16 protein-coding genes are annotated in these 20788 nt (G+C 67.7%); 8 read left to right on the forward strand and 8 right to left on the reverse strand.

The window, feature by feature from the left end; all coding sequences use genetic code 11:
- Nucleotides 1–96 precede the first annotated feature (96 nt).
- The 8 genes from ASF04_RS07615 (at nucleotide 97) to ASF04_RS07650 (ending at nucleotide 10096) form a co-directional block, all read left to right on the forward strand.
- Nucleotides 97–627: a GNAT family N-acetyltransferase gene (locus ASF04_RS07615; RefSeq protein WP_056139610.1), complete on the forward strand. Its 531-nt coding sequence runs from the start codon at nucleotides 97–99 to the stop codon at nucleotides 625–627.
- 151 nt (nucleotides 628–778) lie between these two features.
- A complete protein-coding gene (locus tag ASF04_RS07620; protein ID WP_019922533.1) occupies nucleotides 779–1237 on the forward strand; it encodes a glycine zipper domain-containing protein in 459 nt (152 codons plus the stop codon).
- 88 nt (nucleotides 1238–1325) lie between these two features.
- The gene (locus ASF04_RS07625) at nucleotides 1326–2291 is read left to right on the forward strand and encodes a serine/threonine-protein kinase (protein ID WP_056139612.1); all 966 of its coding nucleotides are present in this window, start codon (nucleotides 1326–1328) and stop codon (nucleotides 2289–2291) included.
- A gap of 74 nt (nucleotides 2292–2365) precedes the next feature.
- Nucleotides 2366–4771 (forward strand): FtsW/RodA/SpoVE family cell cycle protein, encoded by a 2406-nt coding sequence (locus ASF04_RS07630; protein WP_229204961.1) that lies wholly within the window; start codon nucleotides 2366–2368, stop codon nucleotides 4769–4771.
- 2 nt (nucleotides 4772–4773) lie between these two features.
- Nucleotides 4774–6492, forward strand: a complete 1719-nt coding sequence (locus ASF04_RS07635) for a hypothetical protein (protein WP_056139614.1) — start codon at nucleotides 4774–4776, stop codon at nucleotides 6490–6492.
- Nucleotides 6493–6503: 11 nt separating this feature from the next.
- Nucleotides 6504–7121, forward strand: coding sequence for an SH3 domain-containing protein (locus ASF04_RS07640; protein WP_056139615.1), 618 nt, complete (start codon nucleotides 6504–6506; stop codon nucleotides 7119–7121).
- A 265-nt stretch (nucleotides 7122–7386) separates the two neighbouring features.
- Nucleotides 7387–8388 (forward strand): protein phosphatase, encoded by a 1002-nt coding sequence (locus ASF04_RS07645; protein ID WP_056139617.1) that lies wholly within the window; start codon nucleotides 7387–7389, stop codon nucleotides 8386–8388.
- Between the two features lie 196 nt (nucleotides 8389–8584).
- The gene (locus tag ASF04_RS07650) at nucleotides 8585–10096 is read left to right on the forward strand and encodes an FHA domain-containing protein (RefSeq protein ID WP_056139618.1); all 1512 of its coding nucleotides are present in this window, start codon (nucleotides 8585–8587) and stop codon (nucleotides 10094–10096) included.
- A gap of 100 nt (nucleotides 10097–10196) precedes the next feature.
- Here ASF04_RS07650 and ASF04_RS07655 read toward each other — a convergent pair whose 3' ends face one another.
- The 8 genes from ASF04_RS07655 to ASF04_RS07690 form a co-directional block, all read right to left on the reverse strand.
- Nucleotides 10197–11093, reverse strand: coding sequence for a pirin family protein (locus ASF04_RS07655; RefSeq protein WP_056139620.1), 897 nt, complete (start codon nucleotides 11091–11093; stop codon nucleotides 10197–10199).
- Between the two features lie 103 nt (nucleotides 11094–11196).
- A complete protein-coding gene (locus tag ASF04_RS07660) occupies nucleotides 11197–11544 on the reverse strand; it encodes a zinc ribbon domain-containing protein YjdM (protein WP_056139622.1) in 348 nt (115 codons plus the stop codon).
- 64 nt (nucleotides 11545–11608) lie between these two features.
- Nucleotides 11609–13993 (reverse strand): SUMF1/EgtB/PvdO family nonheme iron enzyme, encoded by a 2385-nt coding sequence (locus tag ASF04_RS07665; protein ID WP_056139623.1) that lies wholly within the window; start codon nucleotides 13991–13993, stop codon nucleotides 11609–11611.
- A 16-nt stretch (nucleotides 13994–14009) separates the two neighbouring features.
- On the reverse strand, nucleotides 14010–16298 hold the full coding sequence (locus ASF04_RS07670; RefSeq protein ID WP_056139625.1) for an SPFH domain-containing protein: 2289 nt from the start codon (nucleotides 16296–16298) through the stop codon (nucleotides 14010–14012).
- Between the two features lie 95 nt (nucleotides 16299–16393).
- Nucleotides 16394–17398, reverse strand: a complete 1005-nt coding sequence (locus ASF04_RS07675; protein ID WP_082488618.1) for a hypothetical protein — start codon at nucleotides 17396–17398, stop codon at nucleotides 16394–16396.
- Nucleotides 17395–18660 (reverse strand): hypothetical protein, encoded by a 1266-nt coding sequence (locus ASF04_RS07680; RefSeq protein ID WP_056139627.1) that lies wholly within the window; start codon nucleotides 18658–18660, stop codon nucleotides 17395–17397. The genes ASF04_RS07675 and ASF04_RS07680 overlap by 4 nt, the downstream gene beginning before the upstream one ends.
- A gap of 3 nt (nucleotides 18661–18663) precedes the next feature.
- The gene (locus ASF04_RS07685) at nucleotides 18664–19380 is read right to left on the reverse strand and encodes a hypothetical protein (protein ID WP_373922127.1); all 717 of its coding nucleotides are present in this window, start codon (nucleotides 19378–19380) and stop codon (nucleotides 18664–18666) included.
- A gap of 11 nt (nucleotides 19381–19391) precedes the next feature.
- Nucleotides 19392–20732, reverse strand: coding sequence for a hypothetical protein (locus ASF04_RS07690; RefSeq protein WP_056139631.1), 1341 nt, complete (start codon nucleotides 20730–20732; stop codon nucleotides 19392–19394).
- Nucleotides 20733–20788: the final 56 nt, after the last annotated feature.

Here is a 20788-nt window from a genome sequence, read left to right on the forward strand (position 1 = left end):
TTCAACGATAACCGATCGTGTCGCGCTTGTCATCCACATTGATTTGTAGGGGGTGCTGGAATAAGATGATCGTCCACAGCAAGAAGGAAAACCGTTATGCTCAAGGGTCAGATTTGCATCGTGCGCCACGTGATCGGCACCGACCTTAATACCTTCATCGCCCTGGTCAACGACCTGCCATCGCGCGGCGATCATTTTTCCACCCATTTTAAATCGCCCGAAACGCTGCGCCGCGAATTCATGCAGCACGGCTTCGTCACCGACGACAGCGAGTTGTTCGTGATCGAGGACAGCCTGCACCACGTTATCGGCGTGATCACCCACTTCAAGAGCCGCACCCCCACCACGCGTGAAATCGGCTACCGTCTGTTCGAGCCGAAGCTGGCCGGGCGCGGCTACATGACGGAAGCGTGCCAGTTGCTGGTCGATTACCTGTTCAATGTCCACCAGTACCAACGGCTCGAACTGCTGACGGCGCCCGAGAACAAGGCCTCGGTACGGGTGGCGCAGAAATGCGGCTTCACCGCCGAAGGGCTGCTGCGCCAGAGCTTTTTCATCAATGGCCGCTTCCAGGATGTGGGCATTTTCAGCCTGCTGCGCCCCGAGTGGGAAGAACGCCGTTTGTAAGCGCGTTTGTAAGCCCGCTTGTAAGCTAATTGTTACAACCCGTCTTGATTGTAAGCAGGTGTTTAACTGATTGCGTGATTTTCTTGACGCTTTATAGTGACATCACCGGCAGACGTATCATTCCGATCCGTGCCGCAGCAAGGGGATTACCATGTTGATCAAAAAATTGATGGGCACCGCGTTACTGGCCGCAGCCGCAGTATCGTCGGCGGCTTACGCAGGCGACCGTGAGTTCAACACGGTGGCCGGTGCTGTGGTCGGCGCCGCCATCGGCAACAGCGCCGGCGGACGTGACGGCGCCATCGTCGGCGGCCTGGTTGGCGCAGCGGTCGGCAACGGTCTGAGTTCCCGCGATCGCTATCGTCGCGACGACCGCTACGTCGAAACCCGCGTGTACTCTCAGCCGGCACCGGTGTACTACGAACCGCCGCGCACCTATTACGCGCCACCACCACGGTACTACTCGCCGCCACCACGCGTGGTCTATGTAGAACCGCCACGCCCGGTCTATCGCGAATACCGCGAGGTGCGCCGCGATTATTACTATGACCGTGGTGGCCGCGATTACCGTCATGATCGCCACGACCGCTACGACGGATATCGCCGTTAAGCCGCATCAGCTTTGAGCCTCCCCGCCCCCGCCATCGCCGGGGGCTTTTTTTCGTCGCCCCCCGCTAATCGACACCAACGGGGGGATCATGACGACAGCAAACGCAATCATCGCGATGGAACGGGGCCACTACCGGCTGCGCGAGCAGATCGGCGGCTCGGCCTACGGCCACGTATGGCGCGCCAGCGGCCCGCATGGCGCTGGCGACGTGGCGGTCAAACTGATCAACCAGCAGCAGATGGACCGTGCCCGGCCCGCGCAGCGCGAACGCTGGACCGGCAGCGCTGCCAACGAAATCGCCTTCCTGCAGTCGCTGGCGCCCTGGGATGGCCGCCACATCGTGCGCCTGCTCGACAGCGGCTGGCACCAGGGCTTGCCGGTGCTGGCGCTCGAACTGATGTCCACCGACCTGGGCAAGCACATGACGGCGCTGCGCGACGCCGCCGATCAGCTGACGATCGCGCGCGCGCTGGAATGGCTGGCGCAGATCAACCAGGCGCTGGCCAAGGTCCACCAGTACGGCTGGCGTTACCTCGACCTCAAACCGGCCAACGTGCTGGTGGACCGCCAGCGCAACACGGTGAAGCTGGCCGACTTCGGCACCAACCGCCTGCTGGGCGAACCGCGCCAGCATTCGTACGCCGGCACCGCCAACTGGCAGGCGCCGGAACAGTTTTTTCCCATTGATGGAGCCTACACCAGCAGCGCCCGCAGCGACTATTTTTCGCTGGGCGCCATGTTCTATTTTCTGATCACGGGCGGCCAGGCGCTGCGCTTTTGCAGCGATTGCGGCCACGCTTACCGCGCCCATCACACGGCCGGCGCCGACGTGCTGCGGCGCACCCATGGCGGCGCCATCCCCGCCACGCTGCACGCCGACGAAGAAACACGCTTCGCATCGCTGCTGCCGCATGCCGCGCGCGGCCCGGCCGTGGTGCTGCTGCGCGCGCTGCTGCATGGCGATCCGGCCCAGCGGCCCCGTCATGCCTTGCAGATCAGCCGCATGCTGGATGCTGTCGCGCTGGCGTGCGCACTGACGGCGGTGGCGGCGTGATGGGGCGGACATTGCGGTCTGCGTCCTCGGCTGGACTGCCACGGCGCGCGACCTGGCGGTTGGCGCTGACCGCCATGCTGTTGCAGCCCCGTCTGCCTCGTCCATCCCGATCACGCCGGGCTTCGCCACCAGCGACTACCAGCATCGGCGCCCGGTTGCGCCACTTGGCTGCCAAGCAGCTGGGCATGGCGGTCACCCTGGCCCTGCTGGCCGGCCTGTGCGCGTTGCAGGTGCTGGCCCTGCTGCGCGCGCCGGCGGCCTGGATGCCAGCGGCGATCCACGTCACGCCAGTTGCTAGCGAAACGGTGGTGCTGGGAGTAAGGGAACTGGCCGCGCCGCACGCGGACCGCCAGCACCTGGCGTTGCGTCTGGATCCGCACGACGGCTGGATGCTGCGCAACCTCTCCGCAGCGCGCCAGGTGGTGGTGCTGCGCGGCGGCGACGAACAGCGCCTGGGCAGCAGCACGCTGGCGCCCGGCGCCGGGTTCCAGGTCGATGGCGCGCGCTTCCGGGTGTCCGCCGCCGACACCGGCAGTGTGGAATTCACCCGCAACGGCAATCAATGGCGCTACGACGGCGCCACCCTGTACCGCGACGGTCGCGCCCTGCCCGATTGTCCGGATGCGCGCTTTTCCACGCGTGCGCTGGCGGTGTGGAACCGGCTCGCGCCCGGCGTGTTGACCATCGCCAGGCCGCTCGCCTTTGGCGGCAACCTGTATTGCGGCAACCGGCTCGGCGTGGAGCGGGTGGCGCCCGGCGCGGCACTGCTGGCGCGCAGACATGGCCGCTTGCAGCTGACGCCGGGCAGTACCGATGGCGAACGCGCGGCTGTGCTGGTCGATGGCCTGGACCTGCGTCGGCAGGAAGTGCCACTGACCGGCGCCACCGCGCTGATCGCCGGCCACACGCGCTTTCAGGTCGATGCAGGTACGGCCGGCGCGGGTACCCTGACGCTGGTACCAGGCCGCCAGGTCGGCCTGCAAACCGCCCCGGATTTAAAACTGCCCGCCGCCGTGGCATGGGACTGGCAACCGCGCCAGCTATGGCGCGGTGATCTCGGCGCCAAGGCGTGGCTGGTGGTCGCGGCGGCCCTCGTCGGCATCGCTGGCGCCACCGTGGTGTCGCGCACCGGCGGCGCTGTGGCGGCATCGGCGCTGCTGCTGGTGGCGGGCGCGGGAACGCTGCTGGCCCAGCGCGCCGGCGTGTCTCCCGGCGCAGCACTGCCACTGCTGCTGGGCGCCTGGGCGCTGGGGTTGTGGCTGGTACTGCCAGGCCGCCTCACCCTGCTCACGGCAGCCGCCGTGGTGCTGCTGGCGTCCGGCCTGCTGGTACAGCTGGAAATGGGGCTGGGCGCCCCGCAAACCACGTGGCTGCGCTATTACCAGAAAAGCGCCGCGCTGCTGGCGGTCGGCTGCGGCGCCGGCGGCCTGCTGCGCCTGTGGTTCCGGCACGCCGCTTTGCACGGCCGGCGCCTCGACCAGCGCGCCATCGAATGGCTGCTGGCCGGCTTTGCCCTGGTAGCGCTGGCCGGCCTGGCCGCGCAGGTGCTATGGGGCGACGAAGGCGGCGTGTTCGACTTGCAGCCGGTGGAACTGGCCAAGCTGGCGCTGGCCGCACTCACCGCACACTGCCTGGCGCTGCGCTTCAGCTGGCACAGCGACGCGCCGCATCCGGCCGACCATGGCGCGCGCTGGCTGCGGTTGGTCGCCCCGGCGCTGCTGTTCCTGGCGCTGCTCGGACTGGCGCTGGTGCAGGTGGACGACTTTTCGCCGCTGATCCTGCTGCTGGTGTGGTGCGTGGCGATGACCTTCTCCTACGCTCTGCTGGCGCGCCAGCGCCTGTTGGCAGCCGTGCTGTTGCTGGCGGCGCTGCTGGCGGTGGTCGTCATCGCCTGGTTGCGGCTGGCCGGCAGCGAGGACCTGGTGCGCTGGGGCTTTTATGCTGACCGCTTCCTGGTATGGCTCGACCCGGCCGGCCATCCGCACACCGGCCAGCAATTGCTGCTGGGCGCGCGCGCGATCAGCGAAGGCGGCTGGCTCGGTGCGGACTGGTGGTTCGGCTTGCGCGGCCTGGGCCAGAACGCGGGCGACGTGATGCGCATCCCGGCGGTGCAGGATGACTTTGCCGCCTCGTTCCTGATCAACCGCCACGGCCTGGCCGGCGCGCTGCTGCTGTGGTGCGCGCAGGCAGCGTTGCTGGGCGGGATGGCGCTGGCGGCGCGTGCGGCGTGGCGCAGCGGCGTCGCCGCCCGCAATTTCCGCCAGGCGTGGGCCGCGCGTTTCCGCTACTTTGCCCTGTGCGGCGGCGGCGCTTTCGTGCTCGGCCATTTCCTGCTGTCGTGGGGTACCAACCTGGCGATCTTCCCCATCATGGGCCAGCCCATGAGCTTCCTGTCGGCCGGCGGCAGCCACTTGCTGTTTTTCCTCTGCCCCCTGCTAGCGTTCAGTGCCGCCGGCGCACCATCTTTAGAAGGAGAATGACCATGCCGATCTACGTCCAACACGAAGTCCTGGGCCGCATCCCCGACGTCTTCAATGCCGAGGCGATCTGGCAGGCGCCGGGCCTGGCGCTGTTCTCGCGCCGCCCGCTGCTGCGCGACCTGCTCGAACGCAGCCCGCGCGAGCATCGCGGGCGCGCCGCGACCCGCTGCTTTTCGCACGTGACGCTGGTGCTGCCGCAGGAAGATGTCGACGACGACTACCACCTCACGCGCGGCGCCCGCGCCCGCGACCTGGCGCAAACGCTCGCCACGCTGCACCAGAAGGATTTCGGCGATTTGCTCGGCGGCGACCAGGTGCGCTACGACGTGGTGGGCGCCGAATCGCTGGCGCCGGGTGAAATCGAAGTGCGCTTCGGCCATGCCGTGTACCTGCCCGCGCCCGGCGAAAAAGTGCTGTACAACGTCAGCGTGTCGCGCGACAGCGCGATCTGGCATCCGGTGTGCCCGATCTACCCCCACCAGCGCCTGGCCCTGATCGGCGGGCAGGCTGGCCAGGGCGCCGCCGACTGGCCGTTCGGCCCGGACGGCGCCATCCTCGTCATCAACGACGGTCCCGATTCGGTGCCGGTGGTGGACATGCGTCCGCGCGGCGATTTCGACTGCCGCTACGATCCGCGCAGCGGCTACTACACCATCAAATCGCTGCGCGAGATCGACGGCGGCGGCCCGCGCCTGCTGCTGAAGATCGTCCGCAACGGCGAGCTGGCCGCAGCCAGGCCGGCCATGCCCGCGGTGATACCCAGCTCCATGCCGGCCTCTAACGCCGAACCGGTGCCATTGCCAGTGCCAGTGCCCATGTCCATACAAATGCCGGCGCCAGTGCCAGCATCGGTATCCATGTCCATGCACACGCAGGCGCATTCGCCAATGCCGGCGCCAGCCAGCACGCCGGCACATGCAGCATCGGCCAGGACTGCGCGGCCAGCCGTCTGGCAAAGCCGCGCCGACGGCTTGCCGCTCGATCCCACCGCGATCCCGGTCAGCCACCGGCCAACGGCGCCAGCCACCCTGCCGGGAGAGAGCGACGCCACCTACGCGCCGCTGGCGCAGCAACGCGTACAACTGGTGGCGCTGGCCCTGCCGCGCCTGAGCCGCTACCGCGACACTGGTGCCGAGGCGCTGGAGCTGCCGTTCGACCGGTCACTGACGCTGACCGCCGGGGCGCAAGGCGACACCGCCATCAGCTTCGTTATCGACGCCGCCGACCACCTGTACGCCGCAACCAAGGAGGGCCGGCAGCGCATCACCGCGCCTGCCACCTTCGCCCCGGTCGATGCCCGCACCATGCGCCTGCTGCCCGCTGCGCCGGCCATGGCCGACCGTTACCACGCGCTGCTTTGCCTGGCGCAGCCGGTGGGCGCAGCGGTGGCCAGCGGCGCGCGCTTCACGTTCGGTCGCAGTGCGGCCATGCTGGCGGCACTGCGCGTGCTCGATTCGCCGCGTTTCATCCGCCGCGCCGACGGTGCGCCGGGCGCCGCCAGTGCCGACCGTATCGGCCTGTCGCGCAACGCCTTCAGCTTCGAGGCCACGGACCACGGCTACCGGATCGGCCGCCTGTCGGCCAGCCAGGCGCTGTACCACCTCGACGAACGGATGGCGTTCGTGGCGATGATCGACGCCGCCGGTCCGGACAACCTCTACCTGCTGCCGCACGGCCACCACCTGGTGGCCGGCCACTACGTGCTGCGCTTCGACGCCTGAAGGGAACCGCCATGCATACCGCCACGCTGTACACGGCCGGCGCCTTTGCTGCCGGCCTGGCGCTCACCTGGATCCTGTGCGCGTGGCTCACGCCGCGCAGCTGGTGGCGCCGGCCGAATTTGCGCGCACTGGGCCTGTCCGCTGCCGGCGCGTGGGGCTTCGGCAGCCTGATTTTGGCGGCGGTGCCTGTGGTGGCTTTGCCCGTGATGGCGCTGCCTGCGACGCCGGTGTCCGAGCTAACTTTGCCAATGGCTGCGTTACCAGTAGCGGCAGCGCCCGTGCCAGTATTGCGGGTGGCCGCAGCATCAACGGCGCGGCAACGTTCGGCGTCCACCGCCACCACGTCGGGGATGGCGGCTGGCCCGGGCAGCGCCCGGCGCGGCGCCGAAACTGGCGTCAGGGAACCAGGCAGACCGTTCCAGGTGCACCGCGACCTCAACCTGCGCGCCAGCGCCGGCGTCGATGCGCCGCGCCTGCTCACGGTGCCGGCCGGCGCCACCGTGGTCGCCACCGGCCAGCGCCACGGCGACTGGTGGCAGGTCACGGCCAGCGTCAACGGCCATCAGCGCACTGGCTGGGCCAGCAGCCTGTGGCTGCGCCGCAGCGACGAGCCGGCGCGACCGGAATGATGGCCGAAGACGTGGCCCGATGCGCCAGCGCACATTCCGGCTGCCACGCCGGAAGCGGAGCTGAAACCGGGACCAGGGCCGGAACTGAAGCCGAAACCGGGGCCGTAAATGGTGCCGTAATGGGGCCCGAAATGGGGCCGGAAATAAAGCCGAAACCGGAACACGGACCGGGGCCGGAGCCGTGACCTGTACCTCCGCCGCGACCGCGCCGGGATTTTCAGCTAAGCTGTGGTCTTTCGCCTCCCGCGCCCCGGCGCCCGCCACGATGACCCGCATCACCGACCCGCTGGACTTCGGCCCCGGCCTCGATATCGCCGCGCGCAGCTGCGCCAGCATCTGCGCGTCGCAGGCGCCGGAGAACCAGGACAACCTGCTGCTGATCGACGCCACCGGCCGCGCCACTTTTCTGCGCGAGCAGGCGCCGCACAGCGTGATGGTGGCCGGCTGGCCGCCCGGCCACGTGCGGGTGGCGGTCATGGACGGCATGGGCGGCCACGGTCATGGCCGCCAGGCCGCCGAAGCGGTGGCCGAGGGGCTGCTGCGCATGCCGGCTTGCAGCACCCAGGCGCAGCTCGACCAGCGCCTTGACGCCCTGCACAGCGGGCTGCAACAGCGCTTCCGCCATCCCGGCGACAGCCTGCGCCGGCCCGGCACCACGCTCACGCTGCTGGAAATCGCACCCGGTGGCGCGCCCCTGCTCTTCCACGCCGGCGACTCGCGCCTGTACGAAATCTCGGCCCTGGCCGCGCGTCCGCTGACGGTGGACCACGTACCGGCCACCTGCTTCGCCATGCATGGTTTGCTGGGCGAGCAGGAATGGTGGCAGCAGGTGCATGGCGAACACCGGCCGCAAATCTCTCAGGCCTACATTCTCGGCAACGCCTTCGGCAATCCGCAGGTGCTGGAAGACCCGCTGATGGCGCTCGACGCGCAGCGCCTGCCACCGTTCCTGCGCGACCTGGGCGACCGCCGGCAGCTGGACATGCGCGAGGATGCGCTGTACCTGCTGGCCACCGACGGTTTCTGGTCGTGCGGCCGGCCGCTCGAATGGACGGCGCGCTGGCCGGCGCTGATGGCGCGTTCCAGCCAGACGTCCGGCGCCGCGCTCGACGCGCTGTTTGGCGAGTACGCCGACCATCCCCCGCGCGATCTGCACATCGACAACGTCACCGCCATCGTGCTGCGCTTCCACGCGCCGGCCGTGCGCCCGCGCGAAAACATTGATGAAACGGCACTGCCGGTGGCATCAATCGGCGTGCATTCGTGACAACTGAACATGGTGCGGGTACTTGATCTGTTGTAGCGCGTCCGCAGCGGGCGGCCGTCTGCAAAAATATGCGGATCAGATGCACCTTTGCATGGCAATACGCGGCGAAACCGCATAAACTGGCGGGTATCCCATCGGTTGATTTGTCATGAAAAAATGCAGTAATGCCCAGCACCCGCACTGCACTCATTGGGTCATGCCAGGAAATCAAGCTTGCGAAGGCGGCCACGCCCAAGCCGATTCCTCGAGCTACGCCCTGCTGAGCGCCTTGCGCACAACGCGTTCCGGCTTGCCCGTAACGACGCTGGGTGACGTCCATGAAGTTTCTGCCGCTCCCGCTTCCACTTCGCCAGCCGGCTACGCCCGACCGCTGCAACGCGCCCAGGCCGAACGCCCGCAACTGCACATCAGCGGCTTCGATCCGCGCGCTGCCGGTGGCCGCCAAACCCTGAAAATGGAACTGCGCGGCATGCCCGAGGCCAGCGCGCCGCAACTGGCCTTGCAGCTGCAATCCGAATTGATCCCCCACGGCGCCGCGCGCCAGCAGTTCGTGCGCGCCGTCGGCGGCGACTGGCGTCCCGTGTTCGTCGAGTTTTCGTCGCGCGACAAGGAGCATGGCCAGTACCAGATCAGCATCGAAGTACTGAGCCTGCACGCTGGTCAGGCGCCGCGCAAATGGGTGTGCACTTTCGTGATCCTGGTGCCGCGCCTGGACGCCACGCTCACCGAAATCCACCGCATCTTCCTCAGCACCCACAAGAACGTGCGCGTGATGGCCGACGACGCGTCGATCGCACGCGTGAGCGCCAGCGGCGGCGACAGCCTCGATATCGATGTCACTGCCCGCAATGCCGGCATCGCCCACCTCGACCTGAACGCCCCGGCCGGCAAGGTGGACCTGGGCTTTTCCACCATCGCCTGGGACGAGGACCTGATCGAGATCGACATGCCGGCGGCCGGCGCGGTGCATCCGCACGCCAGCTGCGCAGCCTCGCTGGTCAATGCCGCACCCGAGGCAGGCGCCCAGCGCCAGATCCGTTTGTTCGCGGTCGAGGAATGCGTATTCGGCCGGTTCGAGCTGGTCGATCCCGAAGCGCATGCGCTGCTCACGCATTATTCGGCCGACGGCCAGGACACCAACGGCCTCACGCGCCGCCTGTCCGGCCGCCACGCGGTGATCCGCCGCGCGGGCGCCGGTTTTGAAATCGAAGACGTGTCGCGCTACGGCATCCTGCTCGATGGCGTGTGGCCCGGCAAGCACAAGCCCACCGCGCTGCGGCTGGGCATGCGCATCGAGCTGACCGCCAGCATCAAGGGTGTGGCGGTATTGCAGGTCACCGCCATCATGCCGCACGGCGTGATCCTGCACCGCATCGACCACGGCGCCAGCGCCGAGTGCTACTACATGCTGGCGCCCGACACCCATCCCGGCTTCCCGGTCAAAACGTTTGCCGCCGCGCCGCATGCCGCTGCGCTGCCCTTGTTGTTCCACGGCGCCGGCGGTTTCTGGCACCTCGATCAGCTGACCGGCAAGGAAACCGCGCTGGCGCCCACGGTGTCGCTGGAAAAACTGAGCCGCGTGCCGCGCCACAGCCGCTTCGCCAGCGATGCGTATCCCGAACACTGGATCATCCGCACCGCCGGCGGCGATGTCAGCGACGGCTACAGCATCGGCTCAAACCGCGCCTACGACGCCCACACCGCCTAGGAGCGCCGAAAAAAAGCCTCCATAGCTGCATTGCCGCCACTCGCCGTACTATCGTACTGTCTACGTGGCAGCGCCTTGCTCTGGAGGTTTTTTCGGCGCTCTACAGGTAGCTTGGCGCCGGTTTTTTGACCGGCAGCGGAATGAATTCCGTCTCGCCGGGCACCTTGGGAAAGCGCTGCGCTTCCCAGTCTTCTCCCGCCTGCACGATGCGCTCTTTGCTTGACGAAACGAAGTTCCACGACATGAAGCGGTGGCCGTCCAGCGGTTCGCCGCCGATCACCACGAAGTGGGCTTCGCCATCGTCCGTGGCTTTTACCCGCTGCTGCTCGGCCGTGGCCAGCAGCGCCATGTTGTGCAGTGCGAGCGGGGCGCCGTCGATTTCCACCGCGCCGCTGATCGGGTAGATCGCCGCTTCTTCCGGCAAACCGTTCAGCGCCAGCGCGTGGCCGGCCTTGAGGACGATGTCGAGGTACAGCGTGCGGCTGTAGGTCCTGACTGGCGAAGTCTGGCCGAAGGCGCTGCCCACCAGCACCCGGATCACGGCGCCGTCGATGGCCAGTTGCGGAATGTCGGCAGCGGGCGTGTGGCAAAAGCCCGGTTCGTCCTCTTCGTGCGCCACCGGCAGCGCGGCCCACAGTTGCAGGCCGTGCGTGCGGTGCGGGATGTCGATCAGGTCTTGCGGCGTGCGCTCGGAGTGGACGATGCCGCGCCCAGCGGTCATCCAGTTGACGGCGCCCGGCTCGATGCGCTGGAACGTGCCGAGGCTGTCGCGGTGGTCCATCGCGCCTTCAAACAGGTACGTGACGGTGGACAGACCGATGTGCGGATGCGGACGCACGTCATGGTCGGCGTGGGCCGGCGCCTCGACCGGACCGAAATGGTCGAAGAAGATGAACGGCCCCACCGCCTGCTTGATGGCGGACGGCAGGTAGCGGCGCACCACGAAGCCGCCTCCCAGGTCCTTCTCGTGGCCCTTGAGCAGATTGGCGATGGTCATGACTGGTCTCCCTGGTGGTAGTGTGCGATATTGGTCGGAGCCGACAATGTACACCTTTCGGCTCCCGGTTGCCTCTCCTGAACGAGGCGCTAATAGGGCAAAGTCACACCACCTTGCGCACGAATTCCGTTTTCAGGCTCATGGCGCCGAAGCCGTCGATCTTGCAATCGATATCGTGGTCGCTATCGACCAGGCGGATGTTCTTGACCTTGGTGCCTACCTTGACGGTGCCGCCACCGCCCTTGAGCTTGAGGTCCTTGATGACGGTGACGGTGTCGCCGTCGGCCAGTACATTGCCCACCGAGTCGCGGTACACGCGCGGACCATCTTCAGCAGCAGCGGCGCCGGCGGTGGCGCTCCACTCGTGCGCGCACTCCGGGCACACCAGTTGCGCGCCATCTTCGTACGTGTATTCGGAGTTACATTTGGGGCATGGTGGCAGAGCGCTCATGGTTGTGATCCTGATGTTGGTATAAGAGAGGCGGCAGTATACACCCCGCATCTCGCCATACCAACTACACCAGCTTGCGGGCCACCCGGAAGCCGACAATGTCGTTGGCCAGCAGGGCCGAGTAGCCGTTGCGCACCGCCGCGCGCAGGTAGCGCGGGTTGTACAGCCACGAACCGCCGCGCAGGATGCGGCGCGCCTGGTCGCCGCCAGCTTCCCACGCGCTGCCGTCGGCCGGCGCGCCGTCGTAGGTGTCGTGCACCACGTCCTGGGTCCACTCCCACACGTTGCCGTGCATGTCGAACAGGCCCCAGGGATTGGGCTGGAATGCATCCACCCTGCTGGTCCCCTGGCGGAACTCGCCGCGCGGCCCGCCGTTGTAGACGTAATTGCCGTCGTAGTTGGCCTGGTCGGTGCCGATGGTGTCGCCGAAGCTGAACGCCGTTTTGGTGCCGGCCCGGCACGCGTACTCCCATTCAGCCTCGCTGGGCAGGCGGTACGTCTGGCCGGTCTGCTCCGACAGCCAGCGCAGGTAACGCTGCACGTCGTGCCAGCTCACGCCCACCACCGGATGCTCGTCGTCCTGGGCAAAGCCGGGCGCGCGCCAGTCGACGTCCGACTGCGACTCCCATTCCGTGGCGCGCACGAACTGGCGCCACTGGCTGACCGTGACCGGGTACCGGCCCATCGCGAACGAATATTCGATGCCCACCCAGTGCTGCGGCCCTTCGCGCTGCAACCATTTTTTCTCGGCGCCGGCCTTCACCGCCGCCGCCTGCTCCACCTCGTGCGATCCCATCTGGAAGCGGCCGGTGGGAATCAGCACCAGGTCGGGACCGGCGCCGGCGCCGTCTATAAAGCGGTCGCGCAGCACACCGCTGGCGTCGGCCACCGGGCTGGCCGGGCTGGGGATCAGGGCCGCCAGTTCCGCCGCATGGCGCTCGGCCTGCTGCTTGCGGTGGCGATCCTGTTCGGCGCGATATGCCGCTTCCGCTTTCAGTTGCGCGGCCTTGCGCTGCTTTTCCTCTTGTTCCTCGCGCGCCTGTTTGGCGTCGGCGTCGCGCCGCGCGGCCAGTTGCTCGCGCAGCACCTGCTTGCGGGCCAGCGCCGCTGCTTCCGCCTCGGCGCGCTGCTTCGCCTCCAGCGCGCGGCGCTGCTGGTCGAGCCGCACTTTTTCGAGGGCGGCCGCCTTGGCCTGCGCCTCGCGCCGCGCCGCCAGTTCGGCGGCTTTTGCCACGCGCTCGCGTTCGGCCGCGCGCGCCTGCTCGGCCTGGGCCGCTGCCTGTGTGGCGGCGTCCTGCTGGCGTTGCGCCGCCTGTTCGCGTTCGCGTTGCAGTTGCTGCTGTTGTTCCTGCTGTTCGCGCTGGCGCTGTCGTTGCTGTTGCTCTCGCTCCGCTTCCTGTTCTTTTTTACGCTGCTCTGCCAGTTCCGCTTCGGACGGACCGGCAGCGCCGCGAAGGTCCGCCAGCAGGTCGTTGACGGACGCCGGACGACGCTCGGCCACGATCGCAAACCCCAGTTGCAGCACCTGCCACTGGCGCTCGTTCAAACCTTGCGGCGCCGATGGCTGGAAGTCGGCAGGCCGCAGGTCGTCGAACGGCACCCGGCCTTCGAGCAACTGGTAAATCATCACCGCCACCGCATAGACGTCGAGCCGTGGCGACGGCTGCCGCTGATGCACCCCGGCTTCCGGTGCGCGGTAGCCCACCGTACCGGCGTTGGGCGTTTGCAGTCCCAGGCTGCTGCCGGCATTGCGCGCGCGCGAGGCGATGCCAAAATCGAGCAGCTTGACTTCCCCCTTATGGGTAAGGAACACGTTGCCCGGTTTGAGGTCGCGGTGTACCAGCTTGTGCTTGTCCCAGGCGTAGGCCAGCGCATCGCCGACCGGCGAGAGCAGCCGGAACACGGCGTCCAGATCGAGCGATCCTTGCTGCGCCAGGCAGGCATCGAGGTCCTGACCTTCCAGGTATTCCATGATGATGAAGTAGCTGGACGTGGCAGGGTCTTGCGCCCACTCGTACACGCGCACGATGTTTTCGTGCGCCAGCCGGCGCGCCTGGGTGGCTTCCTCGATCAGCAGCTTGGCGTGGGTGGCGCTTTGCGTGAGTTGCGGCGGCAGGATTTTGAGGGCCACGGTTTCGCTGTGGCCCAGCTCCGCGTGGGTGGCCAGGTCGGTGGCCTGCCACACCTGCCCCATGCCGCCCATGCCGATCAGCCGTTCGAGCCGGTAGCGGCGGTGCTGCGGGCCGATTTCCTGGCCTGTCATCAGGCCCAGTTCCGTACCCTGTCGTGGCGCGTGAGTGGGTATGGCCGACGCGGCGGCGCCTCCCGGGGGCGCATACTCCGCATCCAGGATGGCGTTCTTGCGACGGTCGAACTCCTGCAGGCTCAATAAGCCGTCTTCGTGCAGGGCCCGCAGTTCACGGATCTTGTCTCTTGCTGTTTGCATCATCAGAGTGTAACCAACCCTACGCCAGCCCAGCGCCGCATTGCGGGCAGAACCGGTCTTCCGGATGGCCGGCGCGCTGGGCGTGGCCGTTCGGGCAGCGCCGTGCCGGGGGCAGCCCCGCTTCGGCCCAGGCGCCGTGGGCATTGCCCGTAATGCCGCCGGCCACGCCGATGCCGAGCTGGCTCTGGGTGATCAGCGCACTGGCGCTGGCCGCGTTCTGCACATTGAGCAGGTCGAGCTGGTGGCGCCGGTCCTTGTCGAGTTCCGTGTCGCGGTGGACGCGTTCCTCGACCACGCGTTCGTAGGCCAGGCGCGCCGCTTCCACCGGCGAAACGCCCTGCTCGGCCGCCACCACCTGCGCCAGAGACTGGATCTGTTCCGGTGTCATGCCGCCCTGGATCTGCATGCGCATGATCTGGGCAACAGCCTGCGCGTTCGATTCGTTGGCAGTAGCCACCATGCCGATATCGCTCAGGCGCCCGATGGCCTCGATGCGGCTGATTTCGTGGCTTTGCTGCGACAGCAGCACGTCGTAATCGCCCTTCCAGCGCGCGAATTTTTCCTCGCGCTCGTGTTCCAGTTTTTTCAGTTCGTGCTGCCACTCGGCCTCGCGCTCGCGCTGGCGCAGGATCTGGCGCTGCTCGTCGAGGGCGAGTTGATCGAGCGCGGCCTGCTTGCCCAGCGACTGGTTCTGGCGCGCATGGATGCCGTCTGCCTCGATGGTACGCAGCAGTTTTTCATACTGGGCAATGGCGTCGGCCTGCTCGCCGGTGCGGCGCAGGTCCTCGATCTTCTGGCTGATCTCGGCCACTTCCACCGCGTTGGCGGCATCCTTGACCGCATCGCCGCGCAGCAGTTCGCGCTGGCGAGCCAGCGCCAGCTGGTCTTCCCATTCCTGCACCCGCTCCGCTTCTCGGCGGCGCGCGGCCACCGCCACCGTCATGCCCTGGATGCGGGCGTTGTGGGCCTCGGACTCCAGTTGCAGTTCACGCGCCTTTTCATCCTTTTCGCGCTGGCGCAGCGCCGCCAGTTCGTTCCTGCGGTGCGATTCGTCCTCGATTTGCAGGGCCTGGGCAATCTGGTTTTCAATAGCTTGCTGGCGCAACTGGTGGCCAAGGCGCTGCTGCGCCAGCTGGCGCTGCTCGGCGGCGCTTTGCTGCAGCACTTCGAGCTCGGTGCGCATCTTGATCTGGGCCAGGTGGCGCACGTGTTCCCAGTCGGCCTGTTCGCCGGCGCGACCCGCCTTTTTGTGCGCCAGTTCGTGTTCGAGGTCGGCCAGCACGGTGCCGGCGCCCTTGTCGATGGCCACCTTGCGGGTTTTGGCTTCCATCACCTGGCTGTACAGCTCCACCTCGCGCGCGCGCAGTGCTTGTACCCGTTCGCTCTCCTTGAGCGTGAGTTCGGTCTTGTGAACGCTGGCGTCCTGGCGCAGTTCGGCGCGGCGGAAGTCGGAGCGCATTTTTTGTTCTTCGCGCCAGATCGCCTGCCATTCTTCTTCGTCGTAGATCTGGTCGAGCTGCTTGACGTGTTCCAGTTGCACGTGGCGCTCGTCCGCCACCAGCCATAACGTGCCGATGCGGGCGCGGTTATGGTCAAATTTATCGTGGCGCAGCGCGGCCGTTTCCACCCGCTCCACCGCCAGGCCGTACGAGGCCAGGCGCTGTTTCAGGGCGCTTTGCAGGCGTTCGTCCAGTTGCGCGCGCAGGTCGGCGTTGCCAGCCATGTCGCGCATCGAGCGGCTGCCCACAAATTCCGCCGCCAGCTGGCGCACCGATGGCGAGAGCAGCTCCTGCAGGTGCACGGTGCTGACCACGCCGGGCACGGTCATGAAATGGCGGGCAAACGCGGCCACGTTTTCGATCTTGATGGCGACCGTAAAGCGCGCCGACACCCTCAGGTGCTCGGCCGTGTGCAGATCGTCGAACGAGAACTCGACCGGCAGCGCGGCGCTGCGGGTGATCAGGATTTCAGCGTTCTGATTGCGCAGCAGGTGGTTTAACCGGGTAAAAAAACCTTCGATTTCGTATTCGCCCTGCGGCACCTCGGTGGCCTTGTCCGCTTGCAGGATGTAGGCGCGGGTGGTGGCGGGTACGCGCAGGGTCTTGGTAAAAATGCCGGTCAAGGCGCTCACGCCAAAGTACACGGCCAGCTCGTCGTCGCCGGGCACCCAGCGGTTGTCGCGCAGGACCGGTTCGCTGCGGGGCGCGCCCAGGGTGAGGCCGCAATGCTTGCAGTAGCCCGACTGGTCGTCGCTCTTGTGCGCGCAGCGCGGGCATTTGACGCCGCCAAAACCAAACATTTGGAACATGTCAGACTCCTTCTTCGATTCATCTCGCGCGCCGCCTGCCGGCTGTCAGTGGACGATTTTAGCAGGGCGGCGCGATTCATTCAGCGCACTTCGATTCAAATTAAGCCGATGCGGTCGATGCAGGCCATGGATGCGCCCCTTTCCCGCAACCGGGCAGCAAACCCGGGCGGCAGCGACGCTTCCCAGTCGGCCGGCAGCAGCACCCGGTCGCCCGGGGCCGCCATGGTCGAGATCAGGGCCAGCTTTGGCTCGCGGCCCTCCACCGATTCCACCATGCCCGCATGCCAAGCCTTCGAGGTACCGGTAGCGATCAGGCGCCCGCGCGGCACGAATTCGCGCCCGCGCGCCAGCCGGTCGGCCATCACCAGCGCCAGCTGGTACGATCCGCCCTGGAAGCGCGGCTGGCCGAAACGCACCACCGTGCGCCAGCGTCCCAGACCGTGGCCGTCGAAATGGCGGGCGCCGGCCAGCGCCTGGCGCACATCCTGCTGCGCAGCCAGGTCCAGTTCGGGCGCGGTAATCGTCTCTTCCTCGCCGGTGTCGTCATGGGCGCCGGCCTCAATGGCGAACACGCTCACCTCCACCCACGCCAGCGCATCGTTGATACCGCCGCTGTGCAGAGGAAACCAGGCGCGCACGCTGGAGACGGCCGACGCCAGATCGGCATGGCCATCCAGTGCACCCAGGTGGCCGATGGCCACGCCATCCACCGTCGCCTCGCTCGCCTGGCCCAGGTGCCAGCGGTCGGACCAACCCTGCGCCATCGGCGGTGCGCCGACCGGGATCGGGCGCAGGCCGCGCACCATCCGGTCGGCCAGCACGGCAGCCAGTTCCCATTCGCGCTGGCCCGAATCGGGTGCGATATCCATGCTCAGCACCACCTGGTCGCGGCTGTCGAGGCGCGCCTCGGTATGGCGCGCCAGCCGCACCACTTGCTGCATTTGCGCGGCAGTGGCCGGTACTCCGGGCACCGTGCATTTGACGTCGGCGCGGTTGGCGCGCGGGCGGCGGCTGGCGGTGATCGTCAGCCGGCGGCCGTCGGCCAGCAGGCAGGTGCAGGCCGCATTCAACGGCGTGGCAGTCATCGAGAGCGTGGTCACAGTGCGGGCTCCTGGCGGGAGACGTATGGGGCGCGGCGCAGCGCCAGGCCGGTTTCGAGATTGGCGCAGACGCGGTCCGCCTCATCGAGCAGCGCGGTCCATTCCCCGCTGGCTGCCAAGTGCAGGCGCGCCAGCAGCGACCAGGCTTCGTCCAGCGCGGCCACGGCAATTGCGGTGGCCGCGGTCCGACGGGCCTGGTCGGCATTGCCCAGCGGCTGGTCGGGCGCGGCCCAGGCCAGCGACGGCATGGTATCCACGTTCAGGGTTGCCATGTCGAGGCGCAGCAGCAGCGACTGGTGCGCCTGGAAGATCACCGGCCCCTGGGGCAGCACCAGCAGGCGCAGGTGACGGCTGAGTACCGGCAGCTCCACGAACAGGCGGCGCAGGCCGGCGGCGTCTTGGCGGGCATGGCTGTCCGGCTGCTTCAGTTGCGGCTGCGTCGGCGGCTCGGGCTGGAGCCGGGATTCGGGCTCGGTCGCCGGCGATATTGAGTGTAATGCAGGCTGCGTTACGGTCTGCGATGCAGCATCTGAGGTGGCCGGCAATGCAGTAGGCGTTGTTGACTGCGCGGTCGGCTGCGCATCGGGTGCCCCGGCCTGCGGCAGGGCCGACGTGGTATGCAGCGCCAGAGCGGCTTGCATGGCGTCGTCGGCAGCAACGCTGGCGGCCAAGGCCCGCGCCCGCAGCACATCGGCGAAATCGACTTGTCCGCCCAAATCCACCGGCACGCAGTCATCCACGGTCAATCCGTAGCGTGTGTACAGCAATTGATTGAAGCCGGCGCGGAACGCGTGCCATTCATCCAGCGTGGTGCACGGCGGCAGATCGAGCGCGCCCTGCGCCAGTTCGCTCTGCAAGGCGGATTGCAGCGTCGCGCCCAGATCGGCCAGCGATAGCTGCCCGCCCTGCTCATGGTACTCGGCATACAGGAACAAGTCGAAGCGCTGTTGCTCCGCGTGTGGATTGGGCGCATCGACCAGCAGGCGTACGCGCAGCCCCCACTCGGGTGCGGCGGCAAACGGCGCCAGGTCCACCGTGTAGGGGCCGGGGTGAAAGCAGAACACGGTATTGCCGGGCGAAGACGCGACCTTGCCGGGCGCCAGCCGGCGCGCCTGGCCGGAGGAGGAGGAAAAAGCCACCAGCACCGTGGCCGGTGGAGCCACGTCGCCGGCATCCAGCCGCAGCGCCACCAGGCCGGCACCCAGGTCGGCGATGGCAGCGGTATTGGCGGACGGCTTGCCGCGCAGCGAAAACCAGCCCATGAGCTACAACGCCGCCGGTGGCGCCGGCTGCACCGTGAAGTTGGCGCCGTGCAGCTGGAAATGCGGCGCCGGGGCGGTGGCGAACGGCCAGGCGCACTCGCATTCGCCGTCGGCGTCGAGTCGGCCTTGCAGCACGGTGGCGCCGCTGCCGTCGATCACGCGCAGCAGCGGTTGTTCGCCGAGCAGGCGCGCGGCGAACGGCGCCTGTGCCGACAGCGCCAGGATCACCTGCCAGCCGCCATCCTGCGCCACGAAATGCAGGGTCCAGCAATTGTCGTCGGTGACCAGCGATGCCAGTGCATAAGCCGCAGTGGATGCGGCGCGTAACATGCCGGTGCTGCCGGACCAGTTGGCATCGTTGGCGGCGACAGGGGCTGTCGAATTGCCGGTCGCGATGGCGCTGGCGGCTTTGGTTGTCGCGGAGGTGCTGATGTTCTCGCCAAGGGCGTTCGAGTTGGCGTGATCGCTCGACTTGGCGCTTGGTGACCAACCTGCCGCTCTGCCTTGCAGCGACAACTGGCGAAACCGCCGCAGCGTGAGCGGCGAGGCGGCAAGCGCCGCGCGCTCGTTCGGCGTGAGCAGGCGGGTGCCGGCCAGCGCTGCCAGCAGTGTGGCGTCGGCCAGCACCAGGCGGTCGCGCGCCAAGCTGCTTGCCGGCGTTAGCAGCGCGCGCTCCTGCAGGCGCAGCGCCAGCGCTTCCTGATCATCATGTGAGGTCAACTCGTTCTCCTTCATTGCGTCGGCGTGGCGTTCAATACACTGGCTGCGCGCAGCTTGTCGATGGCCTGGTCGCGGCGCTTGCGCAGGGTGGGCATGGAAATCCCGTCAAGCGCCGCCAGTTGCGCCAGCGTGGGCAGTTCACCCGTCGCCGGATCGCACCAGGCGTCCGGGTACGTATCGTCGGTGGCGCCCAGCAGTTTCTGGTACACGGCCAGCCGGATCGGCAGCGATTCCTCGCTCAGTATCCGCAGCAACCGGCTGCCCGCTGCCTGCGCGCCGCGCGCCAGTTCCATGTAGCGGGGGGGCAGGGAAAGCCCGGTGGCCAGTTGCTGTTCGGCGGCCCGCTGCACCGGATCGGGAGGCATGGGTTCCGGGGTATCGTCGTGCTGATCTCCGGCGTCGTCCAGTTCTTCTTCGTCCGATTGGGAAGGTACAGACACAAGGCGGTCCTCGTCGAACACCCCGCCTACTGCTTCATGCGCGGCCGAGTCGTCAATGACGCGCCAGTAGTCTTCCAGCCAGGCGGCGGCCTCGCCGGCTTCGCCATGCCAGCCTTCGGCGTGGTCCAGATTGGACGACAGTTCCTCGTAGTCGCCGATCTCCAGCAGCATCGCGCCGATCTTGTCCGGGCTGTTTTTCAGGCTGGCGAAGCGCTTGGAGCGGGTGTGCAGCGGCCCCGGGGTGCCGCCGTATTCCGCCAGCGACGCGCTCCAGTTGACGATCCATTCGGGCTTGCAGCCGGCGATGGACTTCATTTGCCGCACTTCGATCGGCATCGCATCAAGCGCGCGGCCCAGGATGGCGCCGACCTGGGCGCGATGGTCGTGCCAGTCAGCGAACAGGCGGGCGATGTCACGGTAGGCCGTGTCCAGCATGCGGTACGTGTAAATCTTGTTGGGCGAGCAGTCGCGTCCCGTGGCGACGATGTATGTGTCGGCGTCCACCCGGTCGCGCAGGCCGGCGTACATATCGTTGACTTTCTTGCGCAGCAAGCCGTCGGCGGCGGGGTCGCACCAGAAGGCGCCGCTGCGGCCATGCTCGGCGACCAGCGTGGCGACAAACGCGTCCCAGAACGCCGGGTATGCCTGCAATTCGAAGGCCAGCGCCAGGGCCAGTTCGGCCACGGTTTCACCGTAGCTGTTGCCCTCCATCTCGCCGCGCGCCGAGCGGGCGCGCGCGCGCAGGGCCGCCGCCAGCGCCGCGGTATAAGCATCGAGCAAAACGCCGTGCTGCGCCTGGTCGAGCACCAGCGCCATGTCGAGCCGGCGGAACGCCTGCAGGGAGCACAGCCCAAGCAGCTTGCGCACTTGTTCCCAGCCGTGCTCCTGGTACCGGGTTCCTGGCAAACGCATACAGTCCTGTCGTGGATATCAATCGAAATGCGCCGCTGGCTTGACACCCACGCGCC

Source organism: Duganella sp. Leaf61 (assembly GCF_001421905.1).
Lineage (GTDB): Bacteria > Pseudomonadota > Gammaproteobacteria > Burkholderiales > Burkholderiaceae_D > Rugamonas > Rugamonas zoogloeoides.